Origin of the sequence: Stieleria tagensis (genome assembly GCF_024129865.1) — a bacterium.
Classification (GTDB): Bacteria; Planctomycetota; Planctomycetia; order Pirellulales; family Pirellulaceae; genus Stieleria; species Stieleria tagensis.
Window position 1 is genome coordinate 101,912 of the sequence record NZ_JAMYFE010000049.1, and the last position, 12,156, is coordinate 114,067.

Sequence of the window (12,156 nt, forward strand, 5' to 3'; positions counted from 1 at the left end):
CCGATGTGCGGGAGCAAGTTACGATCTATCGCCAGCGTGGCTGGTACTGCGTACCGCTGCGCCCGCGATCGAAGTCACCGGCACGACGTGACTGGACGAATCTTCGATTGAACCCGGAGGTCTTTCCCGATCAAGGTAATATCGGAATCATCCTTGGCGAGCCTTCGGGATGGCTGGTCGACGTCGACCTGGATTGCGACGAAGCGATTGAGCTGGCTGATCAATACCTGCCACCAACGCCGGCGATCACGGGCCGATTGACAGCCCTGCGATCGCATCGTTGGTACATCGCAATCGGCGCGACCACTGAAAAACATTCCGATCCGACTGATGGCTCGATGATCGTCGAATTGCGTTCAACCGGAACGCAAACCGTCGTCGGGCCAAGTATCCATCCCGACGGCGAAACCTACGAAACACTCGATGGCGAGCCGGCACCAGTTCCCTCACTCATGTTGGCAGCATGCGTCAAAGCACTTGCGGAGGCCGTCATCCATCGACGTGGAACCGCGAAGCCACCGCAACAAATCGCCACGTTGCTGCCACAATCGCCGCGTGTGGGCAACGACGTCGAGTCACGGGCGATTGCCTACTTGGACGCGATGCCGCCAGCGATCGCCGGTAGCGGCGGTCACTCGCAAACTTATGCCGCCGCGACGGCGCTCGTTCATGGATTTGGCCTCGATCCGGCAGAGTCGCTCGCAATTCTGACCAACCACTACAACCCGCGTTGCAATCCGCCGTGGTCCGACAAGGAACTGCAACACAAAGTCAACCAAGCGGCAACGAAACCGCACGATCGCCCATTCGGTTGGCTTCGTGATGTAGGACCGATCGAGCCGATTGTCAACGATGTAGACCTAAGCCAGTTCATGGTCGGCAAGCGATCGCCGGAGGTTGCCAGCTCACCTCCGCCGGTCGATACAACGCCCGATCCCGGACAACTGCCCGAGCGATTGTTCAACGTGCCGGGCTTCGTTCGACGTGTCATGGATTTCACGCTCGCGAATGCTCCATACCCGAATATCGGACTCGCATTTTGCGGCGCGATGGCACTGCAGTCGTTTCTCGCTGGTCGAAAGGTCTGCACGTCGGGTGATCTGCGAACAAATCTGTATCTACTCGCACTCGCCAGCAGCGGAACGGGGAAGGAGTTTCCTCGCAAAGTTAACTCGCAGATTCTGTTTCAAATCGGCATGTCCGCATCAATCGGAGACAAGTTCGCATCCGGCGAAGGCATCCAGGACGCTCTAGTCCGTACTGGCCGAATGCTGTTTCAGAACGACGAAATGGACGGAGTGCTCCGCCAAATCAATCTCGATCGCGAAAACAGCCGGGAGTCAATCCCGAATATCCTGCTCACGCTCTACACCTCAGCCGGCGACGTCTATCCGATTCGTGTCAAAGCGAATCAGAAAGAGGCGATCCATGTCGACCAACCACACTTGACGCTCTTCGGCACCGCGACGCCCCAATACTTCTACGAATCGCTGTCGAAGCGAATGCTCACGAACGGATTTTTCGCACGCCTCAACATCATCGACGTCGGCAAACGTGGCTCAGGCCAATCGCCGGGGTCCGCTCGTGACCTGCCCGAAGATATCCTCGACATCGCAAAGTGGTGGGCGGACTTTGAGCCTGGTTCGGGCAACTTCCTGAACTTCCACCCCAAGCCGCTCGTGGTGCAAACCACGCCTGATGCGGCCGAAGCGATCGACCACTTACGACTGATGACCGAGCGCGAATACAACGCCGCAGAAGAGGCACTCGATGAAGTCGCTCGTACGGCATGGAGTCGTACGTGCGAGCACGCAAAAAAGCTGGCGTTGATCTATGCGTGCAGCGAAAACCACATCGAACCGCTTATCGGCTTGCCTGCAGTTGAGTGGGCGACCGAGTTCGCAATGCACCAAACCCGGCGTCAGCTCTACCTCGCGTCCGTCCACGTCGCCGAGAATCCGTTCCACGCCGAGTGCCTGAAGTTCCTCAAGAAGCTAGGTGAACAACCGACGAGAACGATGCAGCGACGCCAACTCATGCGAGCGATGAAACTGAAGGCGGCTGACTTTGACCAGATCGTGTTGACTCTGCGCGAGCAAGGCGAGATCGAAACGGTCGTCATTGAAACCGCAACCAAGTCGGCCCAAGGATATCGACTGGGAGGCAGCCAATAGATGTGTCACCAATCCGTCCCAGATCTGTCACCGGCCGTGACGTATTCGCAACCCAATCGTCGACCATAGCATCTGAAACGACTGAATCCGTCCCAATCCGTCACCATGCCCAGTGACGGATTGGTGACGGATCTCCAATGAAGAAAAGCCTGTAAATATAGAAGTGAATCTCTCTTTTCCATGTATATGTCCCCCTGTCACGCCCACACCCCCGCGATGCGTCCACGTTCGCGTGAGGGGGGAGCCGGACGGATTCAGGGTGACGGATTCGATTCTCGGTGCCGGAGCGACCCCCGACCAACATTTAGGTACTCCCGGCCGATCGTATCTCTGGTCAGGGCTACCGGAACAGCAGCCTTATTAGGCACAGTTAGTTTTGATTGTCCGAACAAACCAAGGAGCCAGAATCGAATGAAATCCGCCTGGGAGCAAATTGCCGACAACCTGTGCAGCCGCATTCGTGCGGACTTCAGAAACCATCAAATGTTCGCTGACCCTTGGTCCAAACGCGCTAACATCATCGTCCAAGGCTGGCGGAACATTGCCAGCCAAGGACGTCTCGACCCCAACCTTCAACCAAAGACAAAGGTTACGACATGGAAACAATCGGCCGACCGAATGCGGATGCGGATTCACAGCAGACGACAATCCCGCTTACTCGACAAGACGACTTGGCGTTATTGGGCCAATCACCTGTCGCAAGTAAAGCTGAGGTACATCCCCAAACGCAATCGGGAGGGAGTCGGCCAACCGGAAGAATCAACGTGAAGAACGTTTTGCAACTATTGAACTGGCAAGACTATCGCTGTGCCTTGACGGGCCGTTTGCTGACGCCCGACGACGCCTCGCTGGATCATATTGTCCCAGTCCGCGATGGCGGCGAACACGTGATAGAAAACACGCAAATCTTGCATCGCGATATCAACCGAGCTAAGTCGATTCTGACCAACGAAACATTCATCAAGATGTGCCGCGAAGTTGCTTCGCACACCAGTTGAACCGTCTGTCCGAACGCATCGGATCCCAAACCAACCACCCATCAAGCCAACGACCGACCCAACCCTTCCCGTTTCATTCTCTCGCCTTGGAAGGGCAAATATGCAGGTCGAAATGTGGTCGCTTGATCGGATCAAGCCTTACGAAAACAACCCCCGCATCAATGACGACGCCGTTGATGCTGTCATCATCTCAATCAACGAGTTCGGGTTTCGCCAGCCGATCGTGGTCGATACCGCCGGCGTCATCATCGTCGGACACACGCGGTTCAAAGCCGCCAAGAAACTTGGGCTCGCCGAAGTCCCCGTTCACATCGCGACGGATCTCGAACCCGAAGCGGTGAAAGCGTACCGGATCGCCGATAACCGAACGGGCGAGAACGCGCAGTGGGACTACGAACTGTTGCCCTTGGAAATCAGCGGACTACAAGAATCAGGTTTCGATGTTGAATTGCTCGGCTTCGATGGTGATGAACTCGCCAAACTGCTCGATCCCGGTGTCACGCAGGGATTGACGGATCCAGACGACATCCCCGAACCGCCAGACGAAGCTATCACGCAGCTAGGTGATCTTTGGATCCTCGGCGATCACCGTTTGCTGTGTGGCGACTCGACCAGTGTCGAAGACCTCGATCGGCTGCTCGCCGGCGCGAAGATTCACCTTTGCAATACCGATCCACCGTACAACGTGAAAGTGGAACCGCGAAGCAAAAACGCGATCGCGGCCGGCAATTCGTCGTTCGAGGCCGGCAAGGGCAAGACGAAAGAAGCCCCTAAAAAGATGAGGGCCAAAGATCGACCGCTCGCCAACGACTTCGTCTCAGACGAAGAGTTTGACCGTTTGTTGAAAGCGTGGTTTGGCAACATCACTCGCGTACTCGAACCCGGCCGTTGCTTTTACATCTGGGGTGGCTTCTCCAACATCGCCAATTACCCGCCGGTCCTGGCCGCGGCCGGTTTGTATTTTTCGCAAGCCATCATCTGGGACAAGCAACACCCCGTGATGACCCGCAAGGATTTCATGGGGGCACATGAATGGGCGTTCTACGGATGGAAAGAAGGTGCAGGCCACAAGTACTTTGGGCCAAACAACGCGACTGACCTTTGGCATGTCAAGAAGATCGCGCCGCAGAAACTCGAACACCTTACCGGCAAGCCGGCCGAACTCGCGGTACTTGCGATGCAGTACTCGTCACGGAAGGGCGAGAACGTACTCGACCTGTTCGGCGGAAGTGGCTCGACGCTGATTGGTGCCGAGCAGACCGGACGCAAGGCGTTCTTGATGGAACTCGACCCACCGTATTGCGATGTGATCGTTGATCGCTATCAACGCTTCACCGGCAAGAAAGCAATCCTCGAACGGACCGGCGAATCGCCGATCCCAGTTGGCAAACGCGAGGAGAACATGCGGTGACTAGAGTTCCTTGTAGGACCAAGCTCCGTCGTCAAAGACATAGACGAACCGAGCGCCGCAATTTCTCGCGAAATCAATCAGCGAGTCGTTGCTCGGCAACTTGGCCGGCGGATCGCCGTCTGAGAATCGTTCGGCCTCGCCGGTCTCGCGGTTCAGGCATCGAAGGTCGCCATGGGAGACAAGTTCCTCGGCGGCGGTTTGAGTTTGGTAACTTTGCATCAGTATTTCTCCGGTGTGTTCGGGGTAACCGTCGTAGTGAAGGTAGACCGCTGCATACGTTCGGTCGGGGCGGTGGACGGCGATCGTCGCTCGTGTGGACATGGTGGTTGCTCCTTAGTTCGTTGTGTCGGCCGGCAGTCGCTCGACGACGTCCGGAGGAATGGAAAGCATCAGCGACCGGCCGCCCGCCCAATCAACATCGACTTGAGTCCAATCGCTATGCGGATAGACGCCGACCACCGTTCCGGCGGTGCCGGCGGGAATCGGATCGGGGTCGTCGGTCATCGAAAGCAGCCGCACGCGATCGCCCGCCTTGAGATTTGTTTTCATCGTTTTGATTCCTAGTTGCGAGCGTTGTTGGTTTCGTCGAGCAAAGCAGCGACTTCCGAAAGTTGAGCGTTGACCAAGTTCAACGCTCGTACGTGTGTCCATCGCAACGCCTTGTTGTCCGGCCGAATCATTCGGTCGAGTTGCAACTCGATGTGTTGCAAGAGATCGCGGGCAATCTGGTGAGCGTTTTCGTAAGCCGGTGCGGGTTGGATTGGCTGAGCGTTAAGCGTTTGAACCTTGCTCATTGTTGGTCTCCTTTCGCGTTGAGATAGATTTCGGTGCCGTTTTCGAGTTCAACCTTCGCCGCGCCGGCGCGTTTCGCATCGGCGACGATCGTTTGCACTGGTAGTGGTTCTTCGACTTCGATTCGCCGTCCATCGGCGAACAAGACAGCCGATCGCTTTCGCTGCGGTTGCATCTTCATTTCGTTTCTCCGTTCGTGTTGTTTGAAAACCGTTCGTACAACCACACATGAGCCATGGGTTTGCCGACACATCAAGCGAAGTCCGCGAAACATTCCAAAACTTCAGCATGTTTTTCGCCGGAGTGCGTTGGGCCGCGACGTTGCCGCGTGTCGCGTCGCTCAGGTGCGCCGCGTGGTTACGGCCGTCACGACGAAACGCCCGTACGCTACGAACGTCGGGCGTTGTCGGCGGCGTTCGGACTAGAAGCCGAGCGGCACCAAAACGTGGGCGTTCTTGCCCGTGACCGCGAACTCTTCGTCGACCGTCGTCCTCGCAAAGATCGCGTCTCCGCGGCGGACCACATATTCCACGACGCCAGCTTCAAAGTTTTCGCCGGCGATCGACCGCAGTTCGTAACCCATGTCGGGTTCCGGCGGTGCGGTTTCTCCTTCGGCCAAGTCGTCGACCTGGCGGACGTCGCAAATGAACTTCATCGCTTCGACCTATGCTCTCGCCGTAAATCGGCCGCGTTCCGTTTTGACGAAACGGCTTTCATCGCCGCGTTTCATGTCGCGGAGGATCGCGGAGTACAGCGTCGCGTGCGGCGTCTTACCGCCAGGGCTTTCCCACAACCCAGCTTCGGTCATCGCGGCGATCATCTCTTGCGCGTTCATCGGTTGGCCGCTATCGGTCAGGACCTTCAAAGCGGCTTTGACGCACGAGAGCTTCTTTTCACCGCCAGTGGTTTCCTCCGTCTTTCTCGCGACTCGTTTCCTGACCCGTGTTTCCGTTGCCGGCGTCTCAGTAGCTCGCGCCGAACCCTTCAACCGGCCGGCCGTTTTGATTCGCACTTTCTTTCCCGTCGAAAGATTGGTCGCGTCCCAGCCTCCGTTACGGTTTTCCGCGTCGATTCGCACGGTCACCTTTTTGTTGGTCACGGTTGCGAAGTATTCGCCGCCGATCTTTACGTCTGCTTTCTTCATCGTTCGTTCTCCGTTTGGACTTCGTTCGTGGTTGGCTGCCATCGTCAGGCCGCGGGAACCACCCGCGACAACGCCCGTGTGCGTTTCGGCTTCCGTCCTTGCGAGTCGAGCCGCGGTTCCGTCCGCGGCAGTTGTTGTGCGGCCGGCCGGTTAAACCACCCCACCGAGAAGGCTCTTATTGAGCCGGTCGAGCATCTCGCAAAAGATGTAGTGCTCTTCCAAAAGCGGGCCGTCCGGTCCCAGGTCAGCGTCGGCCTTTTCAAGGGCGTCGACCAAGGGGCGAAGCTCCTCGGCGATCTTGTAGTACGACTGGCGAATCTCCTGGTACGTTTCGGGGTCGAGCTTTCGCATCTCGGTGCGAAGGGCGGCGACTTTCGCTTTTCGCGTTTCGTTCATGGCCATCGTTTTGTCTCTCGTGAAAATTGTTTTGAAATCGTTTTGCCGTTTGGCGTTAACACACATGAGCCATGCATCGGGAAACAGCTCAAGCGAATCTCGGCAGTAATTCGCAGTCTTTTGCGATGTTTTCAATTTCCGCCGACGTTCGCGTTTGTGGGCCGCAAAGAGATGTCGGCATGGTTTGCCGCTTGTTGGCAACAGCGCGCGACACGGGCCAACGTGGGCGGCACTTCAACGAGAAACGGCCGCGCTGGCGAGCGAGGCCGAAAGGATGCAGGTGGGAATCTATTCGCCGGCGGGAGCAACGAAATCTTTCAATTCCTTGAGCCGTTCGCAAAGATGTTGCAGCGAACCGACGTGTTCCCAATTGATGGGATGGTCGGCATCGGGGGCAGGCATGTCTTCGACGATTTGGTGAAGGTCTTCGAGCAAGGTCAAAGCCCGTACATGCGCGGTGGTGTAAGCGTCTTCGACTCGAGCGGTGTTCTTTGCCATGGTTGGGTCTCCGTTGTTGGAAAGGGGAAATGCGTTTGCGTTGACACACATGAGCCATGCGGTTTCAGACACAGCAAGCAGAGTTCGGGAAAGTTCTTGAATGTTTCCCGAACTCGCTTTCGCTTGCCGCGTTCAGCAATCGCGGCACGTTTCCCAGGCCCGCTTGCTGCCGTAGCAAATCTGGCCTCCTTCGACGATGTAGACGATCGCGTCTTCGGCGACGTCTTGGTCATCGAAGTATTCGCTAGGGTCGTCTTCGCTCGCTTCGTTCATCTCCGCGCCGCTCGTGATTCCGGCAATCCGGTTTTCAAAGGGCCAGTTCTCTTGCGTCATCAAACGCACTTCGGCGTCCGGTCCGTGTTCGTCGCGGTACTCTTCGAGCAATCCGATCAGTTGGTCGATGGTCATGTTTGTGTCTCCGTTGGGGTGAATGAAAAACCGTTTCGTGTGACCACACATGAGCCATGCGTTTCAAAACACATCAAGCGAATCCAGCCAGTAATTCGCAGTCTTTTTGAATGTTTCTCGATCTCGTCGACGTGGCCGAGAAACGCCGCGTGTGGCGATAGCCGAAAACAACGGCCCCTCAGGGTTACTTATGGAAACGACGCGACACGTTTCCCGTTGTTGGCCATAAAAACGACAAAACGCTGCGATGAAGTTCGCAGCGTCGCGCCGGGCAAAAGCCGTGGCCCGTTAGACCGCTTGGTCGTATTTGCGGGCCAACTCAAGAAGTTTCTTTTTGACCGGCTTCCAGTCGCAGGTTTGTTCGCCGACCGAAAGTTCGCCGAAGCGTTTGTTGCGAAGCTCGCCCTTGTACCAACCCTTGGTCCAACCGAGGCGGTAGAAGAGCCGGTTGAGTTCCGTTTCGCCGTGGCCGGCATCCGGTCGGTCCCAGCAACTCTTCGTGCCAGACTTCTTGGCGTAGTCCCATCCGCTGCAGCGTTTTGTATTGAGGGCGAGTTCTACCAAGCCCAAAATCATCTGGATGTATCCGATCAGTTTCGTTTTGTTGAGCGTTCCGGCGAAGGCGCGAATCTCGATCCGGTTTCGGCCGGCGGCCAAGTGCGTCAAATTCAAAAGGTGGTAGCGGTCTCGTTCGCAGCGGGTCTTCGCGGCGTCTTTGTTGCCGTAGCTTTTGATTTGTTTCGCCCAGTGGGTTCGTTCGCGGCGCCGCGTGCCGGTCGAAGCGTAGATGGCTCCCTCGTGGTTCGCGATCAGCGAAATCAGTCGGGCCAAAGCCGCAGCGTCGCCGTTCCAGGAAACCGTTACGTGCAGGCCGCAAGATTCGTTGACCCGCGCGCCGCGTTCTTTGATCGCGTCCACCGCGGTCTCTACGTTGGCGAGTCCTTCGTAGCCGCGAAGGACCGGCGATACGAACTCGCATGGTTTGCGTCCGGCCGGCGTGCGGATGCTGCCGTCGCGTTCTGCTTTCCAACCCGCGGGCAGCCAAGCGACCGGCAACCCGTTGTGGTATCCGCCGATCGGCGTGCGGTCGGTGCCGGGCATGTGGGTTTCGATTTCGATACCGAAGGCGATGTCGTTGGCGTTCATTCGTGTGTCTCCAGAAGGCGTGTAATTCGTTTCGTTGACACACATGAGCCATGCGTTTCGAGATACCTCAAGCGAAGTCCGGAAGTAATGTTTCAGTAATTCCCAGGTTTCTTTTCACCCGCACGCGCGGCCACTTTTGGCCCAACGTCGCCGGCCCAAACATGCGGCCGACGATGCCAAACATGCAAACAAACGCGACAGTCGCCGACGTGTGCGGCGAGTCACGAACCAACCCACGGATCCCGTCATGGAAGGCAAACGAGAGAATGTTGACCCCACGAAACTTTCGGTCGAGCAACTTTCAAAGTTGTTGAGCAACGCGTACCGCCAGCGAGTTCCGGAGGAACAAATTGCCGCCGACCTAGAAGCCGGCGCACCGTCCAACGTTGACGGCACGATCAACCTGGTTGTCTACACCGCTTGGCTCTTACAGGAGATGCACCGTGGCGACTGACCCGCGACGAATGAAACCGAGCGAGTGCTGCCGGACGCTCAATAGCACGCCGCTCGGTGAGGTGATTAACGAACGCCAGCTCTATCGCTACCGAACGCGAGCCGGCAACCGCATCGGAGACGGCACGCATGTTGACCTTCTCCGATTCACTGCTTGGCTAGTCGAAGAACGCCACCGTCCCAAGCCGCCGGCCGACGAAGATCCGTACGGCACGGTCAAAGACAAAGCCCGCGCCCGCAACGCAGCGATCGCATTGGCCGGTCGCGACATCGGTGACCTGCCAGTGATCGAAGATCCGCAACGCAAAGCCAATGCCGCTAGTAGTTTTCGATATTTCTGCGAAGCGTATTTCTCGTTGACATTTCATCTGCAATGGTCCCCGGATCACTTGAAAGTGATTGAACGCATCGAAGAAGCGGTCGTTCGCGGCGGATTGTTCTCACTCGCGATGGCACGCGGTAGCGGAAAAAGTTCGCTGGCCGAGGTTGCGTGCATCTGGGCAGTGCTTAACGGATATCGCGACTTCGTGTGTTTGATCGGCAGCGACGAAGGCCACGCATGCGACATGCTCGACTCGATCAAAACGGAACTCGATGCCAATGAAGCGTTGTTGGCCGACTACCCAGAAGTCTGCTTTCCAATTCAGGCGTTGGACGGAATCTCAAACCGAGCCAACGGGCAGCTCTATCAAGGCAAACGCACGCAGATCGGTTGGACCGCCAAAGAAGTTGTCCTGCCAACGATCGCCGACAGCGAAGCGAGTGGCGCGATCATCAAAGTCGCCGGCCTAACCGGGCGCATCCGCGGGATGAAGTTCAAGCGGCCGGATGGCCGTACGGTTCGGCCGTCGTTGGTCGTGCTCGATGACCCGCAAACCGACGAGTCGGCTCGCTCGCTATCGCAATGTGCCAACCGCGAAGCAATTCTCGCCGGCGCGGTCCTCGGACTCGCCGGCCCAGGCAAAAAGATCTCCGGAATCATGCCATGCACCGTCATTCGTCCCGGCGACATGGCCGACAACATTCTCGATCGCGATAAACACCCGGAATGGAACGGTGCCAGAACGCGAATGGTCAATTCATTCCCCACGAATGAAACGCTATGGGAACGTTACGCAGAAATCCGCGCCGAAGGCTTGCGTGCCGGCGATGGCGGAGCTGCCGGCACTGAATTCTATCGTCAGAACCGCGATGCAATGGACGAAGGTGCCGACGTCGCGTGGAAAGAACGTTTCAACCACGACGAACTGTCGGCGATTCAGCACGCGATGAACCTGAAGCTTCAAGACGAAGCCGCGTTCTTTGCCGAATATCAGAATGAACCGTTGCCCGAAGAACGCGTCGACGCGGACCAACTGACAGCCGACCAGGTCGCTGCGAAGTTCAACGGGATGCAGCGAAATCTAGTCCCGATCGCCGCAAACCATCTTACGACATTCATTGACGTTCAAGGCAAATTGCTCTTCTACGTTGTCGCAGCGTGGGAGGACGACTTCACGGGCTACGTTGTCGACTACGGAACATTCCCCGACCAGAATCGGCCGCATTTCACGTTGCGTGATGCAAGATTCACTTTGGCGACGGAGGGCACTGGACTCGAGGGATCGCTCTATGCGGGCATGAACAACCTGACAACGGATCTTTTAGGACGAGAGTGGCAACGCGATGATGGCGCGGCGATGAAGATCGAACGCTGCCTGATCGACGCGAACTGGGGACACTCCACCGACGTCGTCTATCAGTTCTGCCGGCAAAGCCCGCACGCATCAATCCTGCTTCCGTCCCATGGTCGCTTCGTCGGCGCATCATCGAATCCGTTCAGCGAATACAAACGACGGCCTGGTGACCGCGTCGGGTTGAACTGGCGAATCCCCTCCGTCCACGGTAAACGAGCCATTCGCCACGTTATCTACGACACAAACTGGTGGAAGTCCTTCACGCACGCCCGGCTCGCCGTCGCGATGGGCGATCGAGGATGCCTATCTATTTTCGGTGACCGAGCCGAAATGCACCGCATGTTCGCCGAACAAGTCACCGCCGAGTACTTCATCAAAACCGAAGGCCGTGGCCGAACCGTCGACGAATGGAAAGCCCGCCCAGAACAACCCGATAACCACTGGCTCGATTGTCTCGTCGGTTGCGCGGTTGCAGCGTCGATGCAAGGAGTAACGCTATTCGGAACTGACTTGCCATCTGCTCGAAAGCGTTCTCGATTGAGTTTCAGCGAACTCCAGAAACGCAAACGCAGCGGTCAGTAGTTTGAATGGCCTCGAATTCAAACGCATCGCGGCTACAATTTGACGCGTACTCGCAGCAGTCAATTGCTGCGCTAGTAGAACGACAGAATCCTTACATGCCGACAAGAAATCATGACGACCGTCTTTCATAATCCAAGGTGCTCGAAATCGCGTGCTGCCGTAGAGCTACTTATCTCACGTGGGATCGAGTTCGACGTTGTAGAGTATTTGGAGACGCCGCCAAGTGCAAAGGAGCTTGGAAAGATCGTTAAGATGCTGAACATTGACCCGGCGCAATTGGTGCGGACGGGAGAGAAGCTCTTTAAGGAAATGAATCTTGGCGATCGAGAGCTATCGGACGCACAGTGGATCGCGATTCTTGCCTCCAATCCAACGCTGATTGAGCGACCGATTGTCGTTTACGACGGAAAGGCCGCAGTTGGTCGACCCCTCGAAAACATCGTTGAGATTCTTGACCAATAGGCTGCAGAGCATAGCT

General features: G+C 56.9%; 17 protein-coding genes and 1 other RNA gene. 7 read left to right on the forward strand and 11 right to left on the reverse strand.

Going from position 1 to position 12,156, the window contains the following annotated elements; all coding sequences use genetic code 11:
* Positions 1–5: 5 nt before the first annotated feature.
* The 4 genes from NHH03_RS12380 (at position 6) to NHH03_RS12395 (ending at position 4,583) form a co-directional block, all read left to right on the forward strand.
* Positions 6–2,174, forward strand: a complete 2,169-nt coding sequence (locus tag NHH03_RS12380) for a bifunctional DNA primase/polymerase (protein ID WP_253156513.1) — start codon at positions 6–8, stop codon at positions 2,172–2,174.
* Positions 2,175–2,585: 411 nt separating this feature from the next.
* Positions 2,586–2,942, forward strand: a complete 357-nt coding sequence (locus NHH03_RS12385) for a hypothetical protein (protein WP_253156515.1) — start codon at positions 2,586–2,588, stop codon at positions 2,940–2,942.
* Positions 2,939–3,172, forward strand: coding sequence for an HNH endonuclease (locus NHH03_RS12390; RefSeq protein ID WP_253156517.1), 234 nt, complete (start codon positions 2,939–2,941; stop codon positions 3,170–3,172). The genes NHH03_RS12385 and NHH03_RS12390 overlap by 4 nt, the downstream gene beginning before the upstream one ends.
* A gap of 100 nt (positions 3,173–3,272) precedes the next feature.
* Positions 3,273–4,583, forward strand: coding sequence for a DNA modification methylase (locus NHH03_RS12395; RefSeq protein WP_253156518.1), 1,311 nt, complete (start codon positions 3,273–3,275; stop codon positions 4,581–4,583).
* On the opposite strand, the gene NHH03_RS12400 is transcribed toward NHH03_RS12395, so the two are convergent.
* From NHH03_RS12400 to NHH03_RS12450, 11 genes are all read right to left on the reverse strand, one after another.
* Complete coding sequence (locus NHH03_RS12400) at positions 4,584–4,904, reverse strand: hypothetical protein (RefSeq protein ID WP_253156519.1); 321 nt, start codon at positions 4,902–4,904, stop codon at positions 4,584–4,586.
* A 12-nt stretch (positions 4,905–4,916) separates the two neighbouring features.
* Positions 4,917–5,132: a DUF4314 domain-containing protein gene (locus NHH03_RS12405; RefSeq protein WP_253156520.1), complete on the reverse strand. Its 216-nt coding sequence runs from the start codon at positions 5,130–5,132 to the stop codon at positions 4,917–4,919.
* Positions 5,133–5,143: 11 nt separating this feature from the next.
* Positions 5,144–5,377, reverse strand: coding sequence for a hypothetical protein (locus NHH03_RS12410; protein WP_145295002.1), 234 nt, complete (start codon positions 5,375–5,377; stop codon positions 5,144–5,146).
* The gene (locus NHH03_RS12415; RefSeq protein WP_253156521.1) at positions 5,374–5,556 is read right to left on the reverse strand and encodes a hypothetical protein; all 183 of its coding nucleotides are present in this window, start codon (positions 5,554–5,556) and stop codon (positions 5,374–5,376) included. Before NHH03_RS12415 ends, NHH03_RS12410 begins: the two co-directional genes overlap by 4 nt.
* A gap of 240 nt (positions 5,557–5,796) precedes the next feature.
* Positions 5,797–6,030: a hypothetical protein gene (locus NHH03_RS12420; RefSeq protein WP_253156522.1), complete on the reverse strand. Its 234-nt coding sequence runs from the start codon at positions 6,028–6,030 to the stop codon at positions 5,797–5,799.
* 9 nt (positions 6,031–6,039) lie between these two features.
* A complete protein-coding gene (locus tag NHH03_RS12425) occupies positions 6,040–6,519 on the reverse strand; it encodes a winged helix-turn-helix domain-containing protein (protein ID WP_253156523.1) in 480 nt (159 codons plus the stop codon).
* Positions 6,520–6,548: 29 nt separating this feature from the next.
* Positions 6,549–6,610: hammerhead ribozyme type II (locus NHH03_RS12430), an RNA gene on the reverse strand.
* Between the two features lie 59 nt (positions 6,611–6,669).
* Entirely contained in the window at positions 6,670–6,915 is a 246-nt protein-coding gene (locus tag NHH03_RS12435; RefSeq protein ID WP_253156524.1) for a hypothetical protein, read from the reverse strand.
* 288 nt (positions 6,916–7,203) lie between these two features.
* A complete protein-coding gene (locus tag NHH03_RS12440) occupies positions 7,204–7,413 on the reverse strand; it encodes a hypothetical protein (RefSeq protein ID WP_253156525.1) in 210 nt (69 codons plus the stop codon).
* Between the two features lie 132 nt (positions 7,414–7,545).
* Positions 7,546–7,821, reverse strand: a complete 276-nt coding sequence (locus NHH03_RS12445) for a hypothetical protein (protein WP_253156527.1) — start codon at positions 7,819–7,821, stop codon at positions 7,546–7,548.
* A gap of 288 nt (positions 7,822–8,109) precedes the next feature.
* Positions 8,110–8,967 carry an amidoligase family protein gene (locus NHH03_RS12450; RefSeq protein ID WP_253156529.1) on the reverse strand — a complete coding sequence of 286 codons (858 nt, stop codon included), beginning with the start codon at positions 8,965–8,967 and terminating at the stop codon, positions 8,110–8,112.
* Positions 8,968–9,214: 247 nt separating this feature from the next.
* Here NHH03_RS12450 and NHH03_RS12455 point away from each other — a divergent pair, with 247 nt between their 5' ends.
* From NHH03_RS12455 to arsC, 3 genes are all read left to right on the forward strand, one after another.
* The gene (locus tag NHH03_RS12455; protein ID WP_253156531.1) at positions 9,215–9,421 is read left to right on the forward strand and encodes a hypothetical protein; all 207 of its coding nucleotides are present in this window, start codon (positions 9,215–9,217) and stop codon (positions 9,419–9,421) included.
* Positions 9,411–11,678, forward strand: coding sequence for a terminase gpA endonuclease subunit (locus NHH03_RS28175; RefSeq protein ID WP_253156533.1), 2,268 nt, complete (start codon positions 9,411–9,413; stop codon positions 11,676–11,678). Before NHH03_RS12455 ends, NHH03_RS28175 begins: the two co-directional genes overlap by 11 nt.
* A 111-nt stretch (positions 11,679–11,789) precedes the next feature.
* Entirely contained in the window at positions 11,790–12,140 is a 351-nt protein-coding gene (gene arsC, locus NHH03_RS12465) for an arsenate reductase (glutaredoxin) (protein WP_253156535.1), read from the forward strand.
* Positions 12,141–12,156: the final 16 nt, after the last annotated feature.

Bases quoted from the DNA above. Each gene is read 5' to 3' on its own strand.
- NHH03_RS12385 (WP_253156515.1), top strand. From the start codon at position 2,586: ATGAAATCCGCCTGGGAGCAAATTGCCGACAACCTGTGCAGCCGCATT.
- NHH03_RS12395 (WP_253156518.1), top strand. From the start codon at position 3,273: ATGCAGGTCGAAATGTGGTCGCTTGATCGGATCAAGCCTTACGAAAAC.
- NHH03_RS12400 (WP_253156519.1), bottom strand. From the start codon at position 4,904: ATGTCCACACGAGCGACGATCGCCGTCCACCGCCCCGACCGAACGTAT.
- NHH03_RS12405 (WP_253156520.1), bottom strand. From the start codon at position 5,132: ATGAAAACAAATCTCAAGGCGGGCGATCGCGTGCGGCTGCTTTCGATG.
- NHH03_RS12410 (WP_145295002.1), bottom strand. From the start codon at position 5,377: ATGAGCAAGGTTCAAACGCTTAACGCTCAGCCAATCCAACCCGCACCG.
- NHH03_RS12415 (WP_253156521.1), bottom strand. From the start codon at position 5,556: ATGAAGATGCAACCGCAGCGAAAGCGATCGGCTGTCTTGTTCGCCGAT.
- NHH03_RS12420 (WP_253156522.1), bottom strand. From the start codon at position 6,030: ATGAAGTTCATTTGCGACGTCCGCCAGGTCGACGACTTGGCCGAAGGA.
- NHH03_RS12425 (WP_253156523.1), bottom strand. From the start codon at position 6,519: ATGAAGAAAGCAGACGTAAAGATCGGCGGCGAATACTTCGCAACCGTG.
- NHH03_RS12435 (WP_253156524.1), bottom strand. From the start codon at position 6,915: ATGAACGAAACGCGAAAAGCGAAAGTCGCCGCCCTTCGCACCGAGATG.
- NHH03_RS12440 (WP_253156525.1), bottom strand. From the start codon at position 7,413: ATGGCAAAGAACACCGCTCGAGTCGAAGACGCTTACACCACCGCGCAT.
- NHH03_RS12445 (WP_253156527.1), bottom strand. From the start codon at position 7,821: ATGACCATCGACCAACTGATCGGATTGCTCGAAGAGTACCGCGACGAA.
- NHH03_RS12450 (WP_253156529.1), bottom strand. From the start codon at position 8,967: ATGAACGCCAACGACATCGCCTTCGGTATCGAAATCGAAACCCACATG.
- NHH03_RS12455 (WP_253156531.1), top strand. From the start codon at position 9,215: ATGGAAGGCAAACGAGAGAATGTTGACCCCACGAAACTTTCGGTCGAG.
- arsC (WP_253156535.1), top strand. From the start codon at position 11,790: ATGACGACCGTCTTTCATAATCCAAGGTGCTCGAAATCGCGTGCTGCC.